The organism is Qipengyuania sp. BR81-2, from assembly GCF_055693895.1.
In genome coordinates, this window is record NZ_CM146344.1 from 53,091 (window position 1) to 77,866 (window position 24,776).

The window sequence follows — 24,776 nt, forward strand, 5'->3', positions numbered from 1 at the left end:
GCCGCGCTACTCGGTCGGTTCCGTCTTCACGCCCTCGCAGACGTCGTCTGGCAATCGGACCTCGAAACGCCCGCTTGCGCGCGGGTCGGAGAAGCGCGCGTCCTGCAGCCAGAGCGTGCCGTCTTCCTTGGGTACGATGTAAGGCGTGCGCGACCAGAACAGGAAGGCGTCGACCTCGCTGTCGGCCTCACGCGCCGCTTCGAGATCGCAGCGATCGAGGGGCACGCCGGGAAAGGTCGTATCGCCGTTCAGTGTGTAGAGCCCGTTTCCGCCCGTTATCATATCGCGTTCCCACGACCAGAATGGCGGCGGACTGGCGATCACGATGTCTGTTCCGGTCGGGCTTTCCGTGACTTCGCGCTCTGCAGCACCAGTCAGCAGCCCCTGGAACGCGATGTAGAGAGAGGCGATGGTAAGCGAGATTTGCGCAGGCTTCTGCCACTCCCCGCCCTTCTTCTCGCGCCTCAGCGAAAACCACGTGGAGATGCCCAATAGCGCCCAGAGCCAGAGGTCGATGATGAAAAGGGTATCACCGTAGAACCACTGGCTGGAGAATGGCTCGAGAAGGCGGATGCCATAGACGTTCAGCCAATCGAGCGCCGGGTGCGTGAGGCAGCCGACGAAACTGAGCAGGAAGAGCCACTTGAAACTCACCGGCAAGCGGTCCGCGGGACGTTTCCCGCGGCTACCCTGCCAGCGGTCGTAACCGTAGAGCAGGCCCGCGAGGATCAGCGGCAGCAGCACAAGAGCTGGCGGACCATGCGTGATGCCGCGCCGGAATCCGAGGTGTTCCACGCCTTCGAGCCAGAACAGGCAGGCCGCATCCACATCGGGCAGATTCGCCCCGATGACGAGGGCGGGCATGGCAAGGCCGGTCTTCTTCTTAAGGCCGGCCTGCCCGATCAGCGCGCCCACCAGCGAATGGGTTATGTTATCCATTTGCTTTGCGACCTCGTGACTTTTTTAGAAACAAACCGACCCATCGGGCACTACGGACCCGGAGGAGAGATCGAGACGATCTCCATAATGCTCGATAACAAAGTCGGGCAGGCATGGCCGCCCATGGTTGAGCCCCTCTTTCCACTGGACAAAAATGTAGCCTTTGTCTGTCGGTTCGAGCACCGCGACGAAACGCCCGGGCAGGACGCGCTTGACGGCATGACCAGTGATCATCCGGAAGCGCAGGTAGTCTCCATAGACATCGCCGCCCCGCGCGTTGCGGATCATCGTCGCATCCGCGAGAGGCTCGGCGCCCAGATAGCGGACGACCTCGCCCTTCTGAATGAGGATGCTTGCCCCCAAGCAGATGGAATTCTCGTCCGGATCGGGCGGACAGTAGTAGCCGTCGTACTCGGCCTGATCGTCATGCAGTTCGAAGACCGCTGCGAATACCTCGGGCTCGACGCCCTCTTCGGCCGAAAGTGGTCCGGCAGCACCGGCGGCCAGCGCTAGAGTAGCGAAGCTGGCCGCTAGGCGCTTCAAACGGGATCCTGCGCCGTGCCGTCTACCGTCCAGGTCTGCCCCTTGCCGAGCAGCTTGGCGAGATTGGCTTCCTTGCCTTCGCTGGCCTTCTCGCGTTCGGCGATGACCGCATCCTCGAAAGTCGGACGCGGATCGTCGTATAGGACGCCGAGCGCCATCGGGAACGGACCGAAGGGCATCTCGATCAGCATATGGGCCACCGAGCGGTTTGTGACATCGTGGACGATCACGCCCGCTGCTTCCCAGTCGCCATCGGTCACGTCGACCACTTCGAGGCTCAGCGTCTCGCGATTGAGCGCGATACCCTTGGTGTCCTTGGCGAACAGCATCGGCTTGCCGTCTTCGAGCCATAGCTGCTGGTCTTCCGCGCCCTTGGGCGCGGCGAAGTCGTTGAAGACGTCCTTGTTGTAGACGATGCAGTTCTGGAAAATCTCAATGAAGGCTGCGCCCTTGTGCGCGTGGGCCGCCTTGAGCACGTCAGGCAGGTTCTTCGACACGTCGAAGCCGCGGCCGATAAAGCGTGCACCGCTACCCAGCGCGAATGCTGCCGGGCGTGCGGGATGGTCGTAGCTGCCGATCGGGGTCGAGGGCGACTTTGTGCCTTCGCGGCTGGTCGGCGAGGCCTGCCCCTTCGTGAGACCGTAAATCTCGTTGTTGAACAGCATGATCTGCATATTCACGTTGCGGCGCAGGACGTGCATCAGGTGGTTGCCGCCGATGGATAGGCCATCGCCGTCGCCAGTCACCAGCCAGACATCGAGGTCCGGATTGGCCAGCTTCGCGCCGGTCGCAAACGCCGGAGCGCGTCCGTGGATGGTGTGGAAGCCGTAGCTCTCGACATAATATGGGAAACGGCTCGAGCAGCCGATGCCGCTGATGAAGACCGTGTTCTTCGGGTCGGCACCAAGCTGCGGGAGCGTGCGCTGGACGGCCTTGAGGATCGCGTAGTCACCGCAACCCGGGCACCAGCGAACCTCCTGGTCGGTTTCCCAGTCCTTGAGCGTGGTTTCGATCTTGGCAGGTGCGTTCATTTTGCGCCTCCTTCCGTGCTCGGAAGCTGCTGGTCGTTGGCTGGGACCTGCCCGCCTTCGTTGCCGGGAATATCGTCGAAGAACTTGGCGATCTCCGCCTCGAGCTCCGCAATCTGGAAGGGCTGGCCGCTGGTCTTGGTGAGAGGCTGCGCATCGACGAGGAACTGGTCGCGCAGCACCGTCTTGAACTGGCCGGTATTCATTTCCGGCACGAGGACGTGGTCGAAGCCGCGAAGCAGGTCGCCGAGGTTCTTCGGCATTGGCCAGATGTGGCGCACATGGATATGGCTGACCGAGCAGCCCTTCTCGATGCTGCGGCGCACGGCCTGGTGGATTGGACCGTAGGTGCTGCCCCAGCCGACGACCGCGAGCTTGCCGGTGGTTTCGCCCAGGGCGACTTCCTGATCGGGCACCTCGACGCCTTCCACCTTGTTCTTGCGCGCATCGGTCATGCGCTGGTGGTTGTCGGGCGAGTAGTCGATGTTGCCGGTCAGTTCGTGCTTCTCGATGCCGCCGATGCGATGCATCAGTTCGGGCGTGCCGGGCTTCACCCAGGGACGCGCGCCCTTCTCGTCACGCTTGTACGGCAGGAAGGTCGCATTGCCTTCCTCGTCGGTGCCGTTCTTCTCGGTCAGGAACTGTGCAGGGAACGGCTCGAACGTCGAGGGATCGGGCACCTTCCACGGCTCGGCGGCATTGGCGATATAGCCGTCGGTCAGCAGCATGACCGGTGTCATGTATTGTGTCGCGATACGACATGCCTCGATCGCCACTTCGAATGCATCGGAAGGGCTGCATGCCGCGATGACCGGCATCGGCGCATCGCCATTACGGCCGTAGACCGCCTGGTAGAGATCGCTCTGCTCGGTCTTCGTCGGCAGGCCGGTCGAAGGACCGCCACGCTGCGAGTTGACGATCACCAGCGGAAGCTCGGTCATGATGCCGAGACCGATGGCCTCGGTCTTGAGCGCAATGCCCGGTCCCGACGAGCTGGTGACGCCCAACTGGCCAGCATAGCTCGCGCCGATGGCAGCACAGATAGCCGCGATTTCGTCTTCAGCCTGGAAGGTCGTGACGCCGAATTCCTTCAGCCGCGCGAGGTGATGGAGGATGGCAGAGGCGGGCGTGATCGGATAGCCGCCGAAGAACATCGGCAGTTCCGCAAGCTGTGCACCTGCGACCAGTCCGAGGCTGACGGCTTCCGCGCCCGTGACCGTGCGATAAAGGCCCGGAGCAGTCGGGACCGGATCGACATGAACCTGCTTGAGCGGTCCCGCGAGCTCTGCCGTTTCGCCATAGGCGTGGCCTGCGTCGAGCGCCGCGATATTTGCATCGGCGATCTCGGGCTTCGACTTGAACTTCTGCTTTAGCCAGTCGTGGATCGGCTCGCGGTCGCGGTCGAACATCCACAGCGCAAGGCCGAGGGTCCACATGTTCTTCGAACGAAGCGCATCCTTGTTGCCGAGACCGAAGGGCTTCACGGCCTCGATGGTCTTCTCGCTGATATCGAAGGCGAGCAGGTCGTATTTCGCGAGGCTGCCATCCTCGAGCGGGTTGGCATCGTATTTCGCCTTGTCGAGATTACGCTTCGTGAAGGCACCCGTGTCGGCGATAATCAGGCCACCAGGCTTGAGCGCCGCGAGGTTCACCTTCAGCGCTGCCGGGTTCATCGCGACCAGCACATCGGGAGCGTCGCCTGCCGTGTTGATCGATCGGCTCCCGAAGTTGATCTGGAAAGCCGACACACCGAACAGCGTGCCCTGCGGCGCGCGGATCTCGGCGGGGAAATCGGGGAAAGTCGCAAGATCGTTCCCGGCCAGCGCGGTCGACAGGGTGAACTGCCCCCCGGTGAGCTGCATGCCGTCGCCCGAGTCGCCGGCGAAACGCACGACGATCGCATCGGGGCTGGCGGGGAGGCCGTCTTGCGGCAGGCTGGCGGCTGTTGCCATCCGGTCAATTCCTTGTCGCGCGCCATAATCGGCGCTGTCTCTGCGGGAGCGCCACCTAGGAGGCGTCCCATCCTCTCGCAATGAAGTTTCTCTGCTAGCCGCAAAAAGGCTGGTGGAAAAGCGCGAGCGAGACGGTTAGTCCCTTTTTGCAACGCGAAGGGAGAGAGCACCATGGCCGATACCGAACATTTCGTGCGCGACGACGTGCGCGCATTTCTCGACATGCTCGAGCAGATGGGGGGCAAGGGAGTCGAAGAAGTCGGCGCGGAAGAAGGCCGAACACAGATGAAAACGCTGGGCGCGCTGGCGGAAGCTCCCGCGCGCGATCTCGCGATCATCAAGGACCTCACCTGCCCCGGACCCGCAGGTGACATCCCGCTACGTTTCTATGATGCCAAGGAAACGCGTGATCCCTCCCCTTGCGTGGTCTTCATTCACGGTGGTGGGTTCGTGATCGGCGACATCGACGTCTATCATTCGCTCTGCACCGAGATCGCCTACCGGCTCGATCTGCCCGTGGTCTCGGTCGAATACCGGCTCGCACCCGAGCACCCCTTCCCCGCAGCACCCGACGATTGCGAGGCGGCAGCGCGATGGATCGCGTCGTCACCCGAAGCGCTCGGGCGCAAGATTTCAGGGCTGGTAATCACCGGCGACAGCGCGGGCGGCAATCTCACGATCGTCACCACCAACCAGCTCGTGAATGATCCAGCGGACGTGCCGGTGATCGTGCAGGCGCCGATCTACCCCGTGGCAAGCGACGTCTCGCAGCATCGCTCGCTCAGGGATTTTGCGGAAGGCTTCCTTCTGACCGGCGCGGCCATGAGCTGGTTCACCGAGCAATATGGCGGCAGCGCGGACGATCCGCGCCACACGCCGATGGTCGGCGACTGCTCGAACACTCCGCCGACGGTGGTTTGCACTGCCGGGCTCGATCCACTGCGGGATTCGGGCCGCGAATATGCAGCGCACCTGATCCAGCAGGGCACCGAAGTCGTCTATCTCGAATTTCCCGGGATCATTCATGGCTTTACCACGCTTAGGAAAGCGATGCCGAGCGGGCAGAGGGACCTCGATGCCTTCCTCGACGCGGTAGAACTCATGGTGGAGCGTTACAGGTGAGCGAACTCGGATACCGACCCTGTGTCGGCGTCATGTTGGTGAACAGCCAGGGCCGCGTTTTCGTCGGTCGGCGGATCGACAACAAGGAGGGCGACTGGTGGCAGATGCCTCAGGGCGGTGTCGACGAGGGCGAGGACCTCGATCAGGCGGCGCTGCGCGAACTGGCGGAAGAGACCGGTGCCAAGCCCGAGCACGTCTCGCTAATCGACCGGACCAAGGAACCAATACGCTATGACCTGCCGGAAGAACTCATCGGCAAGCTATGGGGCGGGAAATATCGCGGGCAGGAGCAGATCTGGTTCCTTGCGCGCTTTTCCGGCGCGGACGAGGACATAGACCTCGAGGCGCATGACCCGGCCGAATTCTGCGACTGGAAATGGGTAGAGCCCGAGCAGCTGCCCGAGCTCATCGTTCCGTTCAAGAAACGCGTCTATCGCGCAGTCGTAGCGGAGTTCCGCGAGCTAGTCTGACGATCAGTTGGACTGGGGAGCCGGCGCATCAGGGATCGTGGCCTCTGCGGTCACGACCGGAGCGCGCTGGCCTGCAGCAATTGCATTCGCCAGACCCTGCGTCTCAGGGCAGCTGTCGCCGCACAGCGACTGGACCTTCGCGAGGCTCAGTCGCGCCTTCTCAAGCGCGCCCTTCTCGGCGAGTGCCTCACCCTCGCCGGCAATCGCGGCGAGATTGTCGGGATCGCGCGAAAGCGCCTCGCGGTAATAACGGATTGCCTTGCCCTGCAACTTGTCCTCGCGCGCAGCCTCGGCAAGGTGGAGGAAGATCGGCGTATATCCCGGGTCCACGGTAAGCGCGGCCTCGAAGGCATCGGTCGCAGCTTGCGTGCTGCCTTGCTTAAGCGCCGCTTCACCCTGAGCGATAAGCATAGCCGCCCGCGGGGTCGGATCGCGTTCCTGTCCCACGCTAACGCTCGCAGTCATGGCAAGAGCCAGGGAAAGGGCGGCGGCGGCGGGGGCAAAACGCATAATCGTCTCCGTTAGCGATGATCTCGCGGAAGGCTGAGTGTTAGCCATAGCGGGAAAGCTAACACGATCTAGCTGCACGGGCGATGAAAAACCCGTCCGTACCATCGTGATACGGCGTCAGGCGGATGCCGTTCCCGCGTGGTCGGCCCACGGGAAGCGTCACTTCCTGGGCGCTAAACTCCTGATGCCGCGAAAGAAACGCCTCGAACTGGTCAGCACCTTCTTCATCGAGCAGCGAACAGGTCACGAAGACCAGTCGCCCGCCGGGCTTAACCAAATTCGTTGCGAGATCGAGGATTTCGGCCTGCAGGCTCGTCAGGCGTGCGAGTTCGCCTTCATCGAGACGCCAGCGCGCCTCCGGATTTCGTCGCCACGTGCCCGTGCCCGAACAGGGCGCGTCGATCAGGACGGCATCCGCCTGCCCGGTCAGGTCGTCGAGCGCTTCCATCTCCCGCTTGGGGTCGAGCAGGCGAGTCTCGATATTGGTCGCTCCGGCACGCTCGGCCCGCGGGGCGAGGCGCGAGAGGCGGTTGCGATCGGTGTCGGATGCGACGAGCCTGCCGAGATTGTCCATTGCCGCCGCAAGCGCGAGCGTCTTGCCACCGCCACCGGCGCACAGGTCGACCACGGTCTCGCCGGGCTGCGCATCGACAGCAAGGCACGCCAACTGCGAACCGGTGTCCTGCACCTCGATCTTGCCTTCGCGCCACTCGGGCCATTGCTCGACATGCGTACCGGGCTCTAGACGCAGCCCATTAGGCGCATCGGTCTTTACGGCTTCACTTGGGAGCGAGATCGTCGCGCGGTCAGCCTTGAGCGTGTTCACCCGCAGGTCGAGCGGCGCACGGCCGAGCAATGCGTCAGCTTCAGCTTCTCCGATCCCGGATTTCTCAAGCAGGCCAGCCAGCCAATCAGGAGCAACGCCGCCGGTCGCCGCAGTCTCATCGCCACTTACGGGTTCGGGCCCATAATTCGAGCCGTCGAACAAGGGCAGGATGCTGTCGTCGACCTCGGCGAGTCGAAGCATGGCTGCACGGCCGCTCTGCGGCACTGGGCCACAGGCGCGGATGGCGGAGAAAACCAGCTCGCGGATGGCGCGGCGGTCCTTCGACCCGGCGAAGCGGTTGTTGCGGAACCACTCGGCGAGGATCCGGTCCGCGGGCGCACCCTTGGAACGCGCGGATTCGATGATCGCGTCGAGCAACTCGATCGAGGTCTGGACGCGTGCGGCGGGGGTCATGTCTCCCCTCCCCGATCAGCGCGTCGGATAGTTCGGGGCTTCCCGAGTGATCGACACGTCATGGACGTGGCTTTCGGTCAGGCCGGCGTTGGTAATGCGCACGAAATGCGCACGCTTGCGCAGGTCTTCGATCGTCGCACTGCCGGTGTAACCCATCGCCGCCTTGATGCCGCCGACGAGCTGGTGGATGACCGCGCTCGTCGGGCCCTTGTAAGGGACCTGGCCCTCGATACCTTCGGGGACCAGCTTTTGCTGGCTGACGTCCGCCTGGAAGTACCGATCCGCACTGCCGCGCGCCATCGCGCCGACGCTACCCATGCCACGATAGCTCTTGTAGCTGCGGCCCTGGTAGATGAAGGTTTCGCCCGGCGCTTCTTCGGTGCCGGCCAGCATCGAGCCGACCATGATGCTCGAAGCGCCGGCAGCCAGCGCCTTGGCCGCATCGCCGCTGGTGCGAAGGCCGCCGTCGCCGATGACCGGAACGCCCTGCTTCTCGGCTTCCTCGACGCTGTCCATGATCGCAGTGAGCTGCGGCACGCCGACACCGGCGACCACGCGTGTGGTGCAGATCGAACCCGGTCCGATGCCGACTTTCACCGCGTCCGCGCCCGCGCCACACAGCGCCTTGGTCGCTTCGCCGGTCGCTACGTTGCCTGCAATGACCTGGACCGCGTTCGAGAGCTTCTTCACGCGCTCGACCGCCCTGGAGACTTCCTTGTTGTGGCCATGCGCGGTGTCGATCACGACGACATCGACACCGGCATCGATCAGCGCCTCGGTGCGCTCGAAGCCCTTGTCGCCGACCGTGGTGGCCGCCGCGACGCGCAGGCGGCCCTGCTCGTCCTTGGTGGCATCGGGATAGGCAACCGCCTTCTCGATATCCTTGACCGTGATGAGACCGACGCAGTGACCGCCATCGTCGACCACCAGCAGCTTCTCGATCCGGCGCTGGTGCAGGAGGCGGCGCGCTTCTTCCTGGCTGGTGCCGAGGGGAACCGTGGCGAGGTTTTCGGTCGTCATCAGCTCCTGGACGGGCTGACGAGGGTTTTCTGCGAAGCGCACGTCGCGGTTGGTGAGAATGCCGACCAGCTTGCCGCTGCGATCGGTCACCGGAATACCGCTGATGCGATTGGCCGTCATGATTTCCTGCGCATCGCCAAGCGTAGCATCCGGGTGAATAGTGATCGGGTTGACCACCATGCCGCTTTCATAGCGCTTCACGGCGCGCACGGCGGCGGCCTGTTCGTCGATCTCGAAATTGCGGTGCAGCACTCCGATACCGCCTAGCTGCGCCATGGCGATCGCCATGTCTGCCTCGGTCACCGTGTCCATCGCCGAGGAGATGACGGGGATATTGAGCTGGATCTCGCGCGTCAGCCGCGTGGCGGTATTCGCCATCGAAGGAAGGATATCGCTCTCGGCCGGACGCAGGAGAACGTCGTCGAAGGTAAGACCGAGGGGAATGTCGAGATGTGCCACTATGAGAATCGCCTGCCGGAGGAATGTGGCGGCCCATGTAACGACGGTTTGTGGCGGATGCTAGAGGGCGCGGCTACTCCGCCGTCCAGCCTCCGTCGACGCTCCAGTTTGCGCCGTTCACGTTCTGCGCTTCATCGCGGCAGAGGAACGCGGCAAGCGCGCCGATTTCCTCGGGCTGGACGAACTTCTTGGTGGCCTGCTTCACCAGCAGCACGTCGTTGATGACCTGCTCGCGGGTCATGCCGCGCGCCTTCATGGTATCGGGGATCTGGCCCTCGATCAGCGGGGTCCAGACATAGCCGGGGCTGATGCAGTTGGCGGTGATACCGTGCTCGGCCAGCTCGAGCGCAACGGTCTTGGTGAAACCGTCCACCCCGTGCTTGGTCGCATTGTAGGCGCTCTTGAAGGGGCTCGCGACCTTCGAGTGCGCGCTGGCGGTGTTGATGATGCGCCCCCAGCCCTTCTTCTTCATGCCCGGCACCACGAGGCGCGTGCAGTGGAATACAGCCGAAAGGTTGAGCGCCACGAGCTTGTCCCACTTGTCGAGCGGGAAATCCTCGACCGGCGAGACGTGCTGCATGCCGGCGTTGTTTACGAGGATATCGATCTCACCTGCCTCGGCCATCATGGCTTCGACCTGTGCCACGTCGGTCAGGTCGGCGCCGCTATGGGTTGCGCCCAGTTCCTCGCAAAGCTTGGCGATCTCCGCCTCGTCGCCGAAGCCGTTCAGGACGACTTTCGCCCCTTCGGCCGCCAGTGCCCGGGCGATGGCAAGGCCGATCCCGCTGGTCGATCCGGTGACAAGTGCGCGCTTTCCTTCGAGAAACATTTGGCTCTCCGAGCGTTAGGGGTACATTCGACAACGGCCATCGCGCATCGGTTGCGCACTGTAAAGCGGCCAGAACGATGGGGGAATGAATGCGGCTCAATCCGTTCAATACCAGCAACATCAAGGTCCGCTCCAGTGGAGGCGGCGGCGTAGGCAAGGCTGGCGGTCTGGGCTGCGGCACGATCGTCATCGCAGCGCTCGGCTATTTCGTTTTCGGTCTCGACCCTTTCCAGACCGCAGCGACGGTCGAGAGCGTCCAGCAGGGCACGCAGCAGGCCGGGCCTGCGAACACCAACGAGGAAGAGATCTGCAATTCGAGCGAATATGCGCTCGAGGCTTGCAATGGACTGCAGTCGCTCAACCAGACTTGGGCCCGCATCTTCCAGGAACAGGGCCTTGGCGACCGCTTCCAGCAGCCGACGCTCGACCTGTTCCGCAACGGCCGCGTGACCACGCAGGGCTGCGGCAGCGCGACTTCGGCTTCAGGCCCGTTCTACTGCCCGGCCGACCAGACGATCTACATCGACACCAGCTTCTACGACCAGCTGGCACGCATGGCAGGCAACCGCGGCGACTTTGCGCGTTACTATGTTCTCGCGCACGAGTACGGACACCATATCCAGACTATCACCGGCATTTCCGGCCAGATCAGGAGTGCGCAGCAGAGGGCCAGCCGGGCACAAGCCAACCAGCTCAGCGTGCGGATGGAATTGCAGGCCGATTGCTATGCGGGCGTCTGGGCGGGCCGGAACCGCAACCTGATCGAACCAGGCGATATCGAGGAAGGCATGCAGGCGGCTTCCGCGATCGGCGACGACCGGCTTACCGGCGGGCGCGTTTCGTCCGAGAACTTCACCCATGGTACCAGCGCCCAGCGCAGCCAGGCCCTTCGACTGGGTCTCCAAGGTGACGACCGGGCCTGTCACGAGATCACGGTCCTGCGCTGACAGACCAGCCGTACGAACAAGGGGGCGCGACCGGGCTTGGTCACGCCCCCTTTTCATTTGCAGAGCGATTGTCAGCTCTCAGCGAGCTCTTCGCTCCGTCCTGCGCGCGACCACTCGACGTTGCGGGTCGCGTACATGACACCGGCCAGTGCGAGGAACATCGAAAGCGATCCCACGATCAGCGATGCAGCCTCGAGGCTGAGCAAGATGTAGAGCCCGGCGTAGAGGGCCGTGAGCAGCACCCCGATGAAGCTGGCGCGCTTCCACCCGCCCAGCACTGCGGCGCTATAGGCAGTTAGGAGCCCGATGATCGCGGCACTCGCCAGCACATATGCAAGGGCGAAGCCCATCACCTCGGCAAAAGCGAGTAGCATCACGAAGAAGAGCACCAGACCGGCACCGGTCAGCAGGTATTCCGCAGGAGCGACACGCGCGCCGCCGACCACGTCGAACAGCAGGTAGGTAAGGAAGGTGAAGCCGATGAACAGGAACCCGTACTTCACGCTTCGGTCGACCTGCGCATAGATATCGGCAGGCTCGACCATCCTGATGGTTGCGGTCTTGCCCGACGCCGCTTCAGCAGGCTCGGAGGAGGTGTAAACGTCACCTGGGAAATTGCTCACGCGAACAGGCGGCAGGTCTTCCTGCATGACCATCGACTGGCCCAGCGCAAGATTGCCGATCGACCAGCTGGCATTGAAACCCTCCGAAGAAATCTCGCTGCGGTCGGGCAGAAAACTTCCGCCGAAGCCGGGGTGTGCCCAGGGCGAGGAAACCTTCCAGTCGGTCTGTCCGCCACGCGGCACGAGTGTCAGCGAAAGGCTGCCGCGCAAGGTGTAATCATAGGCGACCGAAAGCGGCTCGCCGGAAGACCAGTCGATGTTGCCGTGGAAACCGGCGCCTCCGCTCGAACGGACGCCCTCCCCCGGCTGCAACTCGATCCGTTCGCCATCGACGCGCACATCCGCCACCGCGCGGAGCCCCCGTGGGTCGGAGGTACCGAAGCGGATCTGCGCCTCGTCGAGCAGAAGCTGTTCGCGTGTCGCACCAAAGCGCGACAGGTCATCGGGCAGTACGAAACGTGCCGTCCCGTCCATCTGCGCGAGGTAGATTACAGTCTCGTAGAGTGCCTTGCGTTTGCGTTCGGGTTCGAGCGTTGTTTCAAGCGTATGGCGCTCTGGCGACAGGAACAGTTGCTTGCGGATCGTCTGCGTGCGTGTGGTCGCAACGCCGTTGACCGTTTCGTTACTGACGCGCTGCTCTTCATATGGAATGACAAGTACCGGGCCCGAGACGACCTGGGCACCACCCGATCCGGCCGTGATCGCGTCCTGCGCCACGCGCGCCTGGTGCTGTCGGTCGGACACCAGCCCATAGACCATGATGAGGGGAATCATCAGGACGAGCCCGACGAGTCCGGCGAGGACCAGTTTGAAACCGGGGGATCTTTCTTGCATCACACATCTCCATCGTTGCTGCGATGAAACGTTCTGTGTGAGCGACGAACTGAATACGCATTGAATTGCGCTCAGGTGAACGAAAACGGCCGGCGCATCGCTGCACCGGCCGTCGGGTTACGCAGGACCCGCAGTCCCTGCGCCTCTTACTTTCTCTTCTTTTGGAGCTCCGCGATCTCGGCATCGACGGAGCGCAGCGCTTCGGCACGTTCTTCGGCGGACAGCGAGCTCTCGCTGGCGATCGCCGTACGAGCCGACTTCAGCGCCTGGAGCGCCAGCTCGTTGGCTGCAGTCTCGCAAACGAAGAGCGTGGTCTTGCCCTTGGCATCGGTCGACGAAGTGACAGGCTTCGACTTGTCCTTGCATGAGACGACAACTTCGGGTGCCATCTTCGCGGCCTCGCCTGCCTGTGCGACAGCGAGACGCATTTCGCGGCGGAACTCGCCACCCTCGGCGAACTGTTCACGCAGCTTCTTCATTTCGATGTCGAAGTCGCCGCCTTCGGCGAACTGTTCACGCAGCTTGGCCATTTCGGCCCGGAGCTCGGCACGATCGGCGTCGCTCATCTTGTCCCAGTCCTTGCCGTTGACGCGAATGCGGCGCTTCTCGACCCGGCGCTCGTCGCCTTCGGCCAGCTCACGCTCGATCTCGACGATCTCGCGGCGGACCTCGGCAACTTCGCGCTCGGCCTCTGCGACTTCACGCTCGGCTTCGGCGAGTTCGCGCTCCACCTCGATTTCGGTTTCGATACGCTCCTCGCGGACTTCCTGAACATCGGCCTCGGTCCACTCCTCGACGGAAGTTTCCGCGGCCTGCGCCGTGGCAGCCAGCAAAGTGGGCGTGCCTTCGGCATAGCAGATCGATGCAGTCAGCGGCACGGCCAGGAAGGCCGAAGCCAGTGCACCCCGGCCCAGAAGGCGGCGGCGCGGCGAAATATCGGACATGGATAAACTCCTCAAACGATGGATTATCGACTTGTCCCCCAGAACCGGACAAGCCATCGGCGCAGCCAGCGCAGGGCGCGGCGCAAGTGCCGGACGGCGTGCATAATCGGCGATGACATTGGCGTAGGTTGCCCGTTCGTCGTGCGAACGGGCGGCCACGACACGGGCATCGCAAAATGCTTCCTGGTCGCGCCGCAGCGCATTCCACCCGATATGGCCGAGCGGGTTGAACCAGTGGATCGCGAACAGCGGCTGGACGAGCATGTTGACGATGAGATCGCCACCGCGGTGGTGCGAGAGTTCGTGCGCAATCGCGAGGTCACGTGCCGCCCTCTCGCGGCTCGACATGAAACCGTTAGGCAGGGCGATGACGCGATCGATCACGCCGAAAGCCATCGGGCCGGAGATGGCCGAGGTTTCGATCAGCCTGATGGAGCCGACCTCGCCTACCGGGCGGGCATCCTCAAGCAGTTCGCGGCGCAGCGCGAAATAGAGCCAGAACCGGCGCACGAGCATGACAATTGCTCCGCCCAGCCACAGGAGTAGCAGCGGTGTCAGGAAATCGAACGGCTCGGCCGCCGTGGAAAGTGTCGTCGGAAGCGCCGCACCCGATTGGGCGACCGGCAGAACGATTGTTTCGGACTGTAGCGCAAAGACTGGCTCAGCCTCGACGACGGTCTCGGTCATTGGGCGCATCCAGGCCGGAAGCGTGAAAGGAGGAATGACAAGGCGAGCAAGCGGGAGGAACCAGAGCGCGTAAGCTGCACCGGCACCGAAATTCCGCGCCACGGGGCGGCGAAGCACCATGACCAGCGCGATCAGCGCGCCCGTCCACACCAGCGTGTCGAACAGGAACCAGTCCCAATATTCTCTCAGGAGTTCGGTCATTTGCGCATCTCCTTGAGGAGTGCCTCGATCTCGGCGAGATCGTCATCGGTGAGCGCTTCGCTTTCGGCGAGATGGGCGAAAAGCGGTGCTGCACGGCCTCCGAAGAGGCGATCGACGAGGCGACGGCTTTCGCCGCCGACATAGTCCGAACGCTCGACCAGCGGATGGTAAAGGAACTTGCGGCCCTGGGGTTCCGTCCCGACCGCGTTCTTCGCTACAAGGCGGCTCAACAGGGTCTTCACTGTGGGGATCGACCAGTCGTTGGCCGCACAGACGCGGTCGCAGACTTCGGCAGCCGACAACGGGCTGTCGTCCCACAGCGCTTCCATGACGGCGTGCTCGGCTTCGCTGATCCGGTCACCGGGTCCCTGCTTGCGCCTGGCCATCACGTCGTACTCCCCTCTCGAATTGCGTTCGATTACGCCTGTAGCCGCATCGACTACGATTGTAAACATGAAGCATAGATGAACGCGCGTTCAGGAAGCATTTTCCGGTTTCGCGGTCCACCGGAGCTCTGCGTGGGCCATCAAGAATTCGATGGACGACAAGCATGCGCGCGGTATTCTTCGCTCCATGATCGCACGCATCCTTGCTCCGCTCGCCCTCCTCTCCACGCCGCTTGCAGCGCAGGACGAGACCGCAAGTCCGCCCCAAGAGGTTGATTTCGAGACCACATTGGTGGTCCTGGAGACGACCATGGGCGACATTACCGTCGCGCTCGAAACCGAACGCGCTCCGATCACGGCGGGCAATTTCCTGCGTTATGCGGACGAAGACAGGTTCGACGGGACGGTCTTCTACCGCGCCATGCATCTCCAGTGGGGCGAAGCGCCCAACGGCCTGCTGCAGGGCGGGACCCAGAACAATCCCGAGCGCATCCTCGAAGGCGTGGCGCACGAACCGACCAACGAGACGGGGCTCAGCCACACGGATGGCGCGCTGTCGATGGCACGACTCGATCCGGGTACGGCAACCGGCGACTTCTCGATCATGATCAAGGACCAGAAAGGTCTCGACGCCCAGCCCGATAGCGACGATCCAAATCTCAAGGCCGGCTATGCCGTGTTCGGTTACGTTGTCGACGGAATGGATGTGGTCCACGCAATCCACGCATCGCCCCGCGATCCGGAGCTCGGCGAAGGCTGGATGAAGGGCCAGATGCTGGCCGAACCGGTCACGATCGTCGACGTGCGCCGGGTAGAGGTCGCGGCGGGGGATTAAGACTCGATAGGGATCAGCTCGCCATCGTCGGTCCGCAGGACCAGGGTTCGTCCACTTCCCGCAAGACCATATGGGCGGGTGAACGCCTTCAAGCGGACGTTCTCGCCAGCCTCGAGTGTCGTTTCGACACAGTCAAATTTCCAGTCATTACCGCCTAGAGCGAGCGCAAACGCGGTCTTCGTCGTACGGGCGGGATCGAGGGCAATCCGTTCGACATTCGAAGGGCACATACGAAAGTCCTGCGCCTCTTCCGATCGATTGCTGATTGTGAACTGCCAGCCCTCCCAAGCCGGCGAGCGATGGTTCGCATCGACCTCTTCGAAATCAGCCACGAATGGCGAAGCTGTGGAGATTGCGGTTGCGGCGATTAATGTCAGCATTTCATTCCCCTTCTTCGACACTTCCACCCTGAACCCGCCAATATGAATACTGCACAACGGTCTCAGCAAACTTCGGCGGTATTCTCCGGGATCGGTCCGGGAGGTACTCTCGCGGAGCTCATCCAGAAAGGATCCGAGCTGAGGCGATGATTTTCGCCATATGCCTTGCCGAGCGCGGTGTAGAGTTGCGGGTCATAGCTCGCGAGGTCGGGATGGTTCAGGATCGGTCGCCCATCGACCACCACCAGGCGGTTCGAATTGAACCAGATCTGCGTCCCCTCGGCCCAGTATTCCTGGATCGTCGTGGTCGTATACTCATCGAGCCAGAGGTCGTTCGACAAGGCGTTGGCATAGGCAGCTTCGACCTCGACATAGAGCGCGGGATCTGTGGCCTGGATGGCATCGAGGACGAGATGCCCCATCTCGTGCACGAAGATGGTCTCGCCATAATAGCGGCTCGACGGAAGGCCGAGCACATCCTCCGCCCCGTCTGCCATGCGCTTGCCGCCGATCGCGCGGGCGCGCTCGCTCCAGTATTCGCGATCGGTCTTGGCACCAATGCGCACGTCGTAATGCTTGATCTCGCACCGCGTCAGCCGCGGATCATCGCGCGCCGGCTTGGTCCAGCTTGCCTTGTCGGGCAGGTCGAGCAGAGCCTCGTCCTCTGCGATGATGGCGATGCGATAGTCATTGCCAGCGAGCCATTCGGCGAGGTCCGGACGGTGAGCGAACATATCGCGGACCATATCACTTGCAGCGACCAGGGCTTCGTCGGGGACTTTGCCCGAGGAAAGGATCGGAATGCCGCGTGAGGACATGTGCTTAGCGTAGAATGGCTCGGCCCCGAGCACGGCAGGGGGTGCTCCCGGCGTCGTCACGCATGCCCATAGGGCAAGCGCTGCGATCGAAATCGCAATCCCGCGGATTGGCCGAGAGTGATGATGGCAATCCACCCCGGTCAGCTCTCCAGCCCACCGAAACGTATGGCCCGTGTCTCGATCTCCCGGCACAGGCGCTCGAATTCACCTTTTTCGGGAAAGGTATGAGCAGACAGCTGGATATTCTTCCCCGCTTTCGCCTTCAGCCTGACTGCGGGCAAATGCTGGATGCGGAAACGCGTGATCGCAGTGACATCGTCCCACCTGAGCGACACGTCCGATGCCATGGCGCGTCCGCCCACGGTCAGCTTGCGCTCGTCAAGCCGGACATGAGGCTTTCCGCCTCGCAAGAACCCGAGAAGAAGAAACACGCCGGGCGCCAGCATCCCCAGCGTGCCGAGGAAGAAAAGGAGTTTCCAGACCCACGGCTCCAGCGAGAAGCCGAGATCCACCCCGCGATACCGTACTCCCGAGGTGTCCTCGAAGAACAGGCCGTAGGCGAAGAGGATACCGAACGCGAAGAAGAGGACCATCACCAGCAGGCTGGTCCAAAGCGGCACGTGCATGTGGAACACCAGAGCGCCGTCCGGCCTTCGTTCGATTGTCATCCGCTTCCCCGCCGCAAGCTTCGTCACCGAAACCGGAGCATAGCCGCGACGGGGTGAGAAGTCAGTAAACGCGCTTCTTCGGTTCGATGTATTTCACATCGTCGGTGAGCGTGTATTCGTGGACCGGGCGGTAATCGATCTTCACGCCGCCGCCGTTTCCGCCCCAGCCATCGAACCATGCGATGGTGTGCTTCATCCAGTTCTTGTCGTCACGCTCGGGGAAATCCTCGTGGGCGTGAGCGCCGCGGCTTTCCTTGCGGTTTTCGGCCGATGCCATGGTGACATTGGCCTGCGCCATGAGGTTGTCGAGCTCGAGGGTCTCAATGAGATCGCTGTTCCAGATCAGCGAGCGGTCGTGGACCTTAACGTCCTGCATCCGCGTATTGACGTCCTTGAGAACTTCGACGCCTTCGGCGAGCAGCTTGCTGTCGCGGAACACGGCGGCGTGCTTTTGCATGCCCTTCTGCATGTCGGCGCGCAGGGCTGCGGTCGGCGTGCTGCCGTCGGCATGACGGAAGTGGTCGAGGCGCGAGAGCGAAAGCTCAGCGCTGTCCTTTGGCAGCTCGTCCTGGCTCACGCCCGGCTTGATGATTTCCTTGAGGCGATGGCCGGTTGCGCGGCCGAACACCACGAGGTCGATCAGCGAGTTCGAGCCGAGGCGGTTCGCGCCGTGGACCGAGACGCATGCCGCTTCGCCGACAGCGAAAAGGCCGGGCACGATCTTTTCCGGATCCTTCGGATCGCCGGCCATCACTTCGCCGTGATAGTTACAGGGGATGCCGCCCATGTTGTAGTGAACCGTCGGGGTAACCGGCAGCGGCTGCTTGGTCAGGTCGACACCTGCGAAGATCTTGCCACTTTCGGTAATGCCCGGCAGGCGTTCGCCCAGAACCTTGGGATCGATATGATCGAGGTGCAGGTAGATGTGGTCGCCATCGGGGCCGACACCGCGGCCCTCGCGCATTTCGAGAGCCATCGAGCGGCTGACGACGTCGCGCGATGCGAGGTCCTTAGCGGAAGGCGCATAGCGTTCCATGAAACGCTCGCCTTCGGAGTTGGTGAGGTAACCGCCCTCGCCGCGCGCACCTTCGGTGATGAGCACGCCGGCACCGTAGATGCCGGTCGGGTGGAACTGCACGAACTCCATGTCCTGAAGCGGCAGGCCCGCACGCAGCACCATGCCGCCACCGTCGCCGGTGCAGGTGTGGGCCGACGTCGCGGTGAAGTAGCAGCGACCATAGCCGCCGGTCGCGAGGACCACGGCCTGGCTGCGGAAACGGTGGATGGTGCCATCATCGAGGCACATCGCGATCACGCCACGGCAGACCTTGCCGTCGGCCGTGTCTTCCATGATCAGGTCAAGCGCGAAGTACTCGATGAAGAAGTCCGCGTCATACTTCAGGCTCTGCTGGTAGAGCGCGTGGAGCATGGCGTGACCGGTACGGTCGGCTGCGGCGCAGGTGCGCTGCACCGGCGGGCCTTCGCCCATGTTCTGCATGTGGCCGCCAAAGGGACGCTGGTAGATCGTGCCGTCGTCGTTGCGGCTGAAGGGCACGCCTGCATGCTCCAGCTCGTAAACTGCCTGCGGGGCTTCGCGGACCATGTATTCGATCGCGTCCTGATCGCCGAGCCAGTCGGAGCCTTTCACGGTATCGTACATGTGCCACGACCAGTGGTCGGGCGTGTTGTTGCCGAGCGAGGCGGCGATACCGCCCTGTGCGGCGACCGTGTGCGAACGCGTCGGGAAGACCTTGGTGATGCAGGCGGTCTTGAGGCCAGCTTCCGCGCTGCCCATGGTGGCGCGCAGGCCAGAGCCGCCGGCGCCGACGACTACGGTGTCATAGAGGTGGTCGACGATCGGATAGCTGCGACCGCCGATTTCGAAAGTAGCGCTGTGGGCCATCAGGCGGCTCCTCCAAGGGCGATACGGGCGATCGAAACGAGACCGAATGCGCCGCCGCCGATGGTTGCAAGATTGAGAATGGTAAGCGTAGCGAACTTGGTGCCGGCATCGTGGACATAGTCCTCGATCAGCACCTGGAGGCCGAGGCGTGCATGCCAGAACACGCTGACGATAAGCAGCGCCAGCGCGGTTGCGGGCAGCGTCTGCGAGGCCCAGCCGGTCATGGTCGAATAGCCATAGTCGGGAAGCAGCGCGAGGCTGATCACGAGGAACAGCATCAGCACCAGGTTGCCGATGGCGGTGAAGCGCTGCACCAGCCAGTGATGCGCGCCCTCATGTGCCGAGCCTAGCCCGCGGACGCGTTTGATGGGTGTGTCGTGTGCCATGTGTCCGGGTCTTCCTTAGCGAAGCAGGACGACCGCCCAGAAACCGGCGGTCAGGAGGATTGCGATGATCGGCGAGAGGATCGACCAGACCCGGTTCATGTCCAGCTCGTAGCCGGCGCCTATGTCGAGTACGAAGTGGCGAAGACCGCTCATCATGTGAGTGAAGAACGCCCAGCTCAGGCCGACGAGCACGATCATGCCGATCGGCGAACCCATGACTTCCTGGAAGGTCGCATAGGTTTCGGGGCCACCTGCCATTGCGCCGAGCCACCAGAGCAGGACGGCTAGGCCGACGATGGCCATCCCGTCGCCGGTGATACGGTGGAGGATCGAGACCAGCATATGCGGGCCCCATTTCCAGATTTGCAGATGCGGTGAGAGCGGGCGGTTTGCCATGCGTTATCGTCCGTTACGGTAATTCGTCGCGCCTCCTTAGCGAAGCTGGCGTACGAGGCAAGGCGCGCGGCCTCGACATTTGTCGCAAAGTTTCGAATAGCGTGATGCATGACATGCATTCTTCTCACCGGCTCATCGCGTGGAATCGGCGCTGCTGCGAAGGCGGCTCTCGAGGCGCGCGGCGCCAAAGTTATCGGGCAGGCAACCTCGAGTGACGCAACCGATACCGTGCCGGCGGACTTTCGCGAGCCCTTCACACCGCAGGAGTTGTGGCAGGCTGCCCTGGCCCGCGCCGGCGGCAAGATCGACGTGCTCGTCAACAATGCCGGACTCTTCGCGCCCAACCCTATCGAGCGCTCCGACATCGAGTGGCTCGATGCCTGGGAAGATACGATGCGGATCAACCTGACCGCCGCCGCCCAATTGAGCCGCTTCGCGATCAAGCACTGGCGCGCACGTGGATGCGAAGGGCGGATCGTCCATGTCGCGAGCCGTGCCGGCCACCGCGGCGATTCGCCTGCGCACTGGCACTATGCGGCCAGCAAGGGCGGAATGCTGGCGATGCACAAGAGCATCGCGCGCGCCTATGCGTCGGAGAATATCTACAGCTTCGCGATCACGCCGGGTTTCACCGACACGGCCATGGCAGGCGATTATCTGGAGAGCCGCGGCGGGGCTGGATTGCTTGCCGACATTCCGCTCGGCCGTGTGGCCGAACCAGAGGAAATCGCGAAGATCATCGAATTCTGTGCACTCGATGCACCGCCCAGCATGACGGGCGCGACGCTTGATGCCAACGGGGCAAGCTATGTTCGCTAGACTTGCGCTTCCCCTCGCCCTGATGCTCGGTGCCTGTGCCAACACTCACGCCGGTGGGTCCCCGTCCGTCCAGCCCGTCCAATCAGAACCGCAAGTGCCGGATGAGCGCTTCGTGGAGGCCTGCGAAAAGTGGGACGAGTGGGACAAGCCGGCCCGGCCTTTCCGCCTGATGGGCAACAGCTGGTATGTGGGCACCTGCGGTATCGCGGCCATTCTGGTCACGGGCGACGCGGGCCACATCCTGCTCGACAGCGGGGTGGAGGCCGCAGCCCCCCACGTGCTCGCTAGCATCCACTCGCTGGGTTTCGAGCCTTCCGACATCCGCTACATCCTCATGAGCCACGAGCATTTCGACCACGTGGCCGGACATGCCGCGATCGCCGAAGCGACCGGAGCCGAAATCGTGGCCTCCGAGCGCGCCGCGCCGGTCCTCGAGAACGGAAAGCTGGCGAGCGACGACCCGCAGGCCAACTCGGGGCATCCGGACATGGAGCCGGTTCAGGTGAGCAGGATCGTGGCGGACGGTGATGTCGTCGAGCTGGGCAATCTAAAGGTCACCGCGCACACGACACCTGGGCACACGCCGGGCGCGCTCAGTTGGACCTGGTGGTCCTGCACTCCGCCCGACCAGCCGCCGGTCTGCAGCCGCATGGCCTATGTGGACAGCCTCTCTGCAGTGTCCGCGGGCGACTATCGCTTCACCGACCATCCTGAAGTAGTCGCCGCGTTTCGCACCAGCATCGACAAGGTGCGCTTCCTGCCCTGCGAAATCCTGACCACTCCACACCCGTCATCGAGCAACATGATCGAGCGCTGGCGCGAAGGCACCTATGGCAAACCCGGTGAGTGCCAGCGCTATGCCAATGCGCTGAGCAAACGCCTCGACGAGCGCCTTGCGAAGGAAGCCGCGCAGTGAGCGCCTGGAAGCTTTCGGGCGAAGCCCCCAAAAAGGTCGTGCAGGCAGCTCTCCTCGCCCACGAGGACGCGTGGGATTTTCCCGAGGAGCTGGTCGTCTCCGGCCGAGAGATCGCCGAGGACAAGCCGGACGAATGGATCCTCGAGGTCTGGCTCGACCACAAGCCGAACGCTGAGGACAAGAAGGCCGTCGCATCGCTTTTTGCCGACGGCGCGCCCGATCTCGAGGCCGAGAAGCTGCCCGAACAGGACTGGGTGACGCTAAGCCAGCTGGGCGTCGATCCCATCCGGGCCGGTCGTTTCCACGTGCGCACGCCGGAGCATCCGGCCGACCCGGAACTCGTCGATTTCATCATTCCTGCCAGCCAGGCATTCGGCACCGGCCAGCATGAGACGACCGCCGCCTGCCTCGCAATGCTCGACCTTATGAAGCGCGAGGGGCTGGTGGTGAAGAACCACGCCGACATCGGCACTGGCACCGGGCTGCTCGCCTTTGCCGCCATGCACCTCTGGCCCAATGCCACGGCAACCGCGTCGGACATAGACTATGTCTGCGCCGGAGTGGTCGAGGACAATTGCGCCCTGAACAATGTGCCCACCGGTGCCGGTCCAGGAGAACTGACGATGATCATCGCTCCCGGTACTGACGACGCGCTGATCCAGGCACGCGCGCCTTATGATTTGCTGATCGCCAACATCCTCGCGGGTCCGCTCGTCGAACTCGCGCCCGATTTCGCTGCAGTCACGGAGAGGGGTGGCAGCCTCCTCCTTGCAGGTCTGCTCCATACGCAGGAAGCCGAAGTCCGCGCGGCATACGCTAGGCAGGGTTTCCGCCTCGCCCGCCGTGTCACGAATGGCGACTGGTCGATCCTGTGGCTGCGCCGGAGCCGCGTGCGGTGACCCGCAAGGGCGCGTTCAAGTGGCTCGGCGGCATTCTCTGCGTCCCGCTCCTGCTTGCGATGCTGTTCTTCCTTGCTGCCTGGATCGGCAGCTCGATTCCGCGAAACGCGGACTGGACCGAGCCGGAGACGGGCATCCGGATCATGGTCGAAACCAATGGCGTCCACACCGGCATCGTGATGCCCATCGTCACGCAGGAGAAAGACTGGCGCGAAACCTTCCCCTCGGCGGGAATGCCCCGCGATGCCGATGGCTGGATGCCGACCCACGTGGCGATCGGATGGGGTGAGAAAGAGGTCTTCCTCAACACGCCGACATGGGGAGATCTCAAGGTCAGCACCGCGCTGCGGATCGCCTTCATGGGCGGTGACGGCCTGATGCGTGTCGGCCACTACGTGAACCCGCGCCCATCCGAATACCATCGCTACCTGACGCTGAGGCCGGAAGAATACCGGCGCCTGGTGGCGGAGATTGAGGCGACCCTGCCCCCGCCCCCGGAGGCCGGCGAGCGCTTCAGTTACGAGAGTTTCGAGAAAGGCGCGCGCAATTACGACGCGCTTGGCCGTTATACACTCGGCAACACATGCAACCAGTGGGTGGGCGACACGCTTGCGCGTGCAGGCATGAAAATGGGCCAGTGGACACCGCTGGCGGGCGGCGTGATGAAGTGGGTGGACGATCCGACCGCTGACTAAGCGACCGGGTCCTGCCGCCCCTCGTGATAGCGGACTACCGACCGCGTGACTCCCTGCATCATGTCGAAACGCTCCGCATAGGATGTGCGGGTCTGCCCGATCAGTACGGCGATAGTGTATTGCGTGCCATCGGGAGCGGTGAGGACGCCGACGTCGTTATAGCCGGACTGCACACCGTCGAAGTACTGGCCCGTGCCGGTCTTGTGGCCGAACTCCCAACCCTCGGGCACACCGCCCTTGAGGCGCCGCGGACCGCTCTTCGTTTGCTTTAGCGTGTCGAGCATGAAGCTGGTTGACGCGGGCGCCAAGAGATCGCCGCGCGCCAGCTTCGCCAGCGCTTCGGATATCCCCGCCGCACTGGCACCGTCGATCGGATCCGCGAGATAGGCTTCGAATGCCTGCCGCCGCCGCTTCTCGGGTACGCGGTCGCGCGCCTGGTAGAAGGCGTTTCCCGTCGAATAAGACTGGCGCCACTCCAGTCCGGCAATCTCGCTCTGCTTGCTGCGCTCGTCGGTGCCGAACTGCACGCCGGCTATCCGGTTTCTTCTAAGGAATGCCTCTACCGCCTGCGGGCCGCCTACTCGGCGGAGAAGGCGATCATTGGCGGTATTGTCGCTTTGCGTAATCGCGCGGGTCAGGAGGTCGCGATAATCGCTCGTGAATGCCCCTCGCGCCTTCACGATGTTCCTGACGGGCTGATAGAACAGCGTGAGATCTGCGCTGCGGATCGTCACCATCTCGTCGAGCGAAAGGCCGCCCTCTTCCGCAAGGTCCAGCGCGGTCAACGCGACCCACAGCTTCGTGACGCTCTGCTGCGGGAATGGCTCTTCGCCATTGTGGGTCACGGTCGAAAGGTCGGATACCTGCGTGACCGCAATACCGACTTCGCCGGCAAATCCTTCGCCGATGCCTCGCAGCTCCTCTTGGAGTGCCAACTGCGCTTCTTCGAGTTCGGGCGGCGGTGGAGGCTCTTGGGATGCCGCACCCATAACACGCCGTTCAAACTCTTCAGGCGTTTCGCCGGGCGTGCTCACGGATGTCGCCAGCACCAGGAAGGCGCCGACTATCAGGACGGTCAGGAACAGGATCGGAGAGCGTCTCACATCCAACTAACGCCATCAAATCGGATGGTTTCCGAGATTGCCGTCAGCTTTTGAATCCGCGTCCTCGTCGTCCTCTTCATCGTCTTCGTTCTTCTTCGACATGGAAGCGCTAAATGCTGCACCAAAAGCGACACCCAGCCCGAGACCGATCGCGAGATTGTCGAAGACAACCCCGAACATGACCCCGAAGATCAGCCCCAGCGAGATGCCTTGCGCGTTCATGG

Annotated in this window: 27 protein-coding genes; 8 read left to right on the top strand and 19 right to left on the bottom strand. The window is 63.2% G+C overall.

Translation table 11 applies throughout. The annotated features are described in order from the left end of the window. Positions 1–6 precede the first annotated feature (6 nt). Genes ACZ1G8_RS00250 through ACZ1G8_RS00265 form a run of 4 tightly spaced genes read right to left on the bottom strand, consistent with a single transcriptional unit; the run spans position 7 to position 4,462 of the window. Positions 7–939 (bottom strand): metal-dependent hydrolase, encoded by a 933-nt coding sequence (locus ACZ1G8_RS00250; RefSeq protein ID WP_472679873.1) that lies wholly within the window; start codon positions 937–939, stop codon positions 7–9. Positions 940–963: 24 nt separating this feature from the next. Further along, positions 964–1,482: a hypothetical protein gene (locus ACZ1G8_RS00255; protein ID WP_472679874.1), complete on the bottom strand. Its 519-nt coding sequence runs from the start codon at positions 1,480–1,482 to the stop codon at positions 964–966. Beyond that, the gene (locus ACZ1G8_RS00260; RefSeq protein ID WP_472679875.1) at positions 1,479–2,513 is read right to left on the bottom strand and encodes a 2-oxoacid:ferredoxin oxidoreductase subunit beta; all 1,035 of its coding nucleotides are present in this window, start codon (positions 2,511–2,513) and stop codon (positions 1,479–1,481) included. Before ACZ1G8_RS00260 ends, ACZ1G8_RS00255 begins: the two co-directional genes overlap by 4 nt. Next, positions 2,510–4,462, bottom strand: coding sequence for a 2-oxoacid:acceptor oxidoreductase subunit alpha (locus tag ACZ1G8_RS00265; RefSeq protein ID WP_472679876.1), 1,953 nt, complete (start codon positions 4,460–4,462; stop codon positions 2,510–2,512). Before ACZ1G8_RS00265 ends, ACZ1G8_RS00260 begins: the two co-directional genes overlap by 4 nt. Before the next feature lie 171 nt (positions 4,463–4,633). On the opposite strand from ACZ1G8_RS00265, the gene ACZ1G8_RS00270 reads away from it, so the two are divergent. Then, entirely contained in the window at positions 4,634–5,584 is a 951-nt protein-coding gene (locus ACZ1G8_RS00270; protein WP_472679877.1) for an alpha/beta hydrolase, read from the top strand. 32 nt (positions 5,585–5,616) lie between these two features. After that, entirely contained in the window at positions 5,617–6,054 is a 438-nt protein-coding gene (locus ACZ1G8_RS00275) for an RNA pyrophosphohydrolase (RefSeq protein WP_247710200.1), read from the top strand. Between the two features lie 3 nt (positions 6,055–6,057). Here ACZ1G8_RS00275 and ACZ1G8_RS00280 read toward each other — a convergent pair whose 3' ends face one another. The 4 genes from ACZ1G8_RS00280 to ACZ1G8_RS00295 all read right to left on the bottom strand — a co-directional run bounded on the left by ACZ1G8_RS00280 (position 6,058) and on the right by ACZ1G8_RS00295 (position 10,112). Continuing rightward, on the bottom strand, positions 6,058–6,519 hold the full coding sequence (locus ACZ1G8_RS00280) for a tetratricopeptide repeat protein (protein ID WP_472679878.1): 462 nt from the start codon (positions 6,517–6,519) through the stop codon (positions 6,058–6,060). A gap of 103 nt (positions 6,520–6,622) precedes the next feature. Next, positions 6,623–7,804 (bottom strand): RsmB/NOP family class I SAM-dependent RNA methyltransferase, encoded by a 1,182-nt coding sequence (locus ACZ1G8_RS00285; RefSeq protein WP_472679879.1) that lies wholly within the window; start codon positions 7,802–7,804, stop codon positions 6,623–6,625. Positions 7,805–7,819: 15 nt separating this feature from the next. After that, a complete protein-coding gene (gene guaB / locus ACZ1G8_RS00290) occupies positions 7,820–9,283 on the bottom strand; it encodes an IMP dehydrogenase (protein WP_472679880.1) in 1,464 nt (487 codons plus the stop codon). Positions 9,284–9,356: 73 nt separating this feature from the next. Next, the gene (locus ACZ1G8_RS00295; protein WP_472679881.1) at positions 9,357–10,112 is read right to left on the bottom strand and encodes a 3-hydroxybutyrate dehydrogenase; all 756 of its coding nucleotides are present in this window, start codon (positions 10,110–10,112) and stop codon (positions 9,357–9,359) included. Positions 10,113–10,201: 89 nt separating this feature from the next. Between ACZ1G8_RS00295 and ypfJ the strand changes: the two genes are divergently transcribed. Then, complete coding sequence (gene ypfJ / locus ACZ1G8_RS00300) at positions 10,202–11,059, top strand: KPN_02809 family neutral zinc metallopeptidase (protein WP_472679882.1); 858 nt, start codon at positions 10,202–10,204, stop codon at positions 11,057–11,059. 71 nt (positions 11,060–11,130) lie between these two features. On the opposite strand, the gene creD is transcribed toward ypfJ, so the two are convergent. The 3 genes from creD to ACZ1G8_RS00315 all read right to left on the bottom strand — a co-directional run bounded on the left by creD (position 11,131) and on the right by ACZ1G8_RS00315 (position 14,734). After that, complete coding sequence (creD, locus tag ACZ1G8_RS00305; RefSeq protein ID WP_472679883.1) at positions 11,131–12,516, bottom strand: cell envelope integrity protein CreD; 1,386 nt, start codon at positions 12,514–12,516, stop codon at positions 11,131–11,133. A gap of 146 nt (positions 12,517–12,662) precedes the next feature. Next, positions 12,663–14,348 carry a M56 family metallopeptidase gene (locus ACZ1G8_RS00310; RefSeq protein WP_472679884.1) on the bottom strand — a complete coding sequence of 562 codons (1,686 nt, stop codon included), beginning with the start codon at positions 14,346–14,348 and terminating at the stop codon, positions 12,663–12,665. Further along, positions 14,345–14,734 carry a BlaI/MecI/CopY family transcriptional regulator gene (locus ACZ1G8_RS00315; protein ID WP_472681267.1) on the bottom strand — a complete coding sequence of 130 codons (390 nt, stop codon included), beginning with the start codon at positions 14,732–14,734 and terminating at the stop codon, positions 14,345–14,347. Before ACZ1G8_RS00315 ends, ACZ1G8_RS00310 begins: the two co-directional genes overlap by 4 nt. 187 nt (positions 14,735–14,921) lie before the next feature. Between ACZ1G8_RS00315 and ACZ1G8_RS00320 the strand changes: the two genes are divergently transcribed. Then, on the top strand, positions 14,922–15,569 hold the full coding sequence (locus tag ACZ1G8_RS00320; RefSeq protein ID WP_472679885.1) for a peptidylprolyl isomerase: 648 nt from the start codon (positions 14,922–14,924) through the stop codon (positions 15,567–15,569). Here the strand turns inward: ACZ1G8_RS00320 and ACZ1G8_RS00325 are convergent. From ACZ1G8_RS00325 to sdhC, 6 genes are all read right to left on the bottom strand, one after another. Further along, positions 15,566–15,901, bottom strand: a complete 336-nt coding sequence (locus ACZ1G8_RS00325; protein ID WP_472679886.1) for a hypothetical protein — start codon at positions 15,899–15,901, stop codon at positions 15,566–15,568. The two genes, ACZ1G8_RS00320 and ACZ1G8_RS00325, sit on opposite strands and share 4 nt — an antisense overlap. A 110-nt stretch (positions 15,902–16,011) precedes the next feature. Further along, complete coding sequence (locus ACZ1G8_RS00330; RefSeq protein ID WP_472679887.1) at positions 16,012–16,827, bottom strand: glycoside hydrolase; 816 nt, start codon at positions 16,825–16,827, stop codon at positions 16,012–16,014. Positions 16,828–16,907: 80 nt separating this feature from the next. Continuing rightward, on the bottom strand, positions 16,908–17,435 hold the full coding sequence (locus ACZ1G8_RS00335) for a hypothetical protein (RefSeq protein ID WP_472679888.1): 528 nt from the start codon (positions 17,433–17,435) through the stop codon (positions 16,908–16,910). Positions 17,436–17,496: 61 nt separating this feature from the next. After that, positions 17,497–19,338, bottom strand: coding sequence for a succinate dehydrogenase flavoprotein subunit (gene sdhA, locus ACZ1G8_RS00340; RefSeq protein ID WP_472679889.1), 1,842 nt, complete (start codon positions 19,336–19,338; stop codon positions 17,497–17,499). Next, positions 19,338–19,724 (bottom strand): succinate dehydrogenase, hydrophobic membrane anchor protein, encoded by a 387-nt coding sequence (gene sdhD / locus ACZ1G8_RS00345; RefSeq protein WP_244920576.1) that lies wholly within the window; start codon positions 19,722–19,724, stop codon positions 19,338–19,340. Before sdhD ends, sdhA begins: the two co-directional genes overlap by 1 nt. Before the next feature lie 15 nt (positions 19,725–19,739). Beyond that, on the bottom strand, positions 19,740–20,120 hold the full coding sequence (gene sdhC / locus ACZ1G8_RS00350; protein WP_221428292.1) for a succinate dehydrogenase, cytochrome b556 subunit: 381 nt from the start codon (positions 20,118–20,120) through the stop codon (positions 19,740–19,742). A gap of 108 nt (positions 20,121–20,228) precedes the next feature. Here sdhC and ACZ1G8_RS00355 point away from each other — a divergent pair, with 108 nt between their 5' ends. The 4 genes from ACZ1G8_RS00355 to ACZ1G8_RS00370 all read left to right on the top strand — a co-directional run bounded on the left by ACZ1G8_RS00355 (position 20,229) and on the right by ACZ1G8_RS00370 (position 23,449). Continuing rightward, positions 20,229–20,939, top strand: a complete 711-nt coding sequence (locus ACZ1G8_RS00355; RefSeq protein ID WP_472679890.1) for an SDR family NAD(P)-dependent oxidoreductase — start codon at positions 20,229–20,231, stop codon at positions 20,937–20,939. A gap of 112 nt (positions 20,940–21,051) precedes the next feature. Then, positions 21,052–21,855, top strand: coding sequence for a subclass B3 metallo-beta-lactamase (gene bla, locus ACZ1G8_RS00360; protein WP_472679891.1), 804 nt, complete (start codon positions 21,052–21,054; stop codon positions 21,853–21,855). Next, entirely contained in the window at positions 21,852–22,754 is a 903-nt protein-coding gene (locus ACZ1G8_RS00365; RefSeq protein WP_472679892.1) for a 50S ribosomal protein L11 methyltransferase, read from the top strand. Before bla ends, ACZ1G8_RS00365 begins: the two co-directional genes overlap by 4 nt. Further along, positions 22,751–23,449: a DUF2459 domain-containing protein gene (locus ACZ1G8_RS00370; protein ID WP_472679893.1), complete on the top strand. Its 699-nt coding sequence runs from the start codon at positions 22,751–22,753 to the stop codon at positions 23,447–23,449. Before ACZ1G8_RS00365 ends, ACZ1G8_RS00370 begins: the two co-directional genes overlap by 4 nt. On the opposite strand, the gene ACZ1G8_RS00375 is transcribed toward ACZ1G8_RS00370, so the two are convergent. Both ACZ1G8_RS00375 and ACZ1G8_RS00380 read right to left on the bottom strand, forming a co-directional pair. Then, on the bottom strand, positions 23,446–24,552 hold the full coding sequence (locus tag ACZ1G8_RS00375; protein WP_472679894.1) for a serine hydrolase: 1,107 nt from the start codon (positions 24,550–24,552) through the stop codon (positions 23,446–23,448). The genes ACZ1G8_RS00370 and ACZ1G8_RS00375 overlap by 4 nt on opposite strands. A gap of 15 nt (positions 24,553–24,567) precedes the next feature. After that, positions 24,568–24,774: a glycine zipper domain-containing protein gene (locus tag ACZ1G8_RS00380; protein ID WP_472679895.1), complete on the bottom strand. Its 207-nt coding sequence runs from the start codon at positions 24,772–24,774 to the stop codon at positions 24,568–24,570. Positions 24,775–24,776 lie beyond the last annotated feature (2 nt).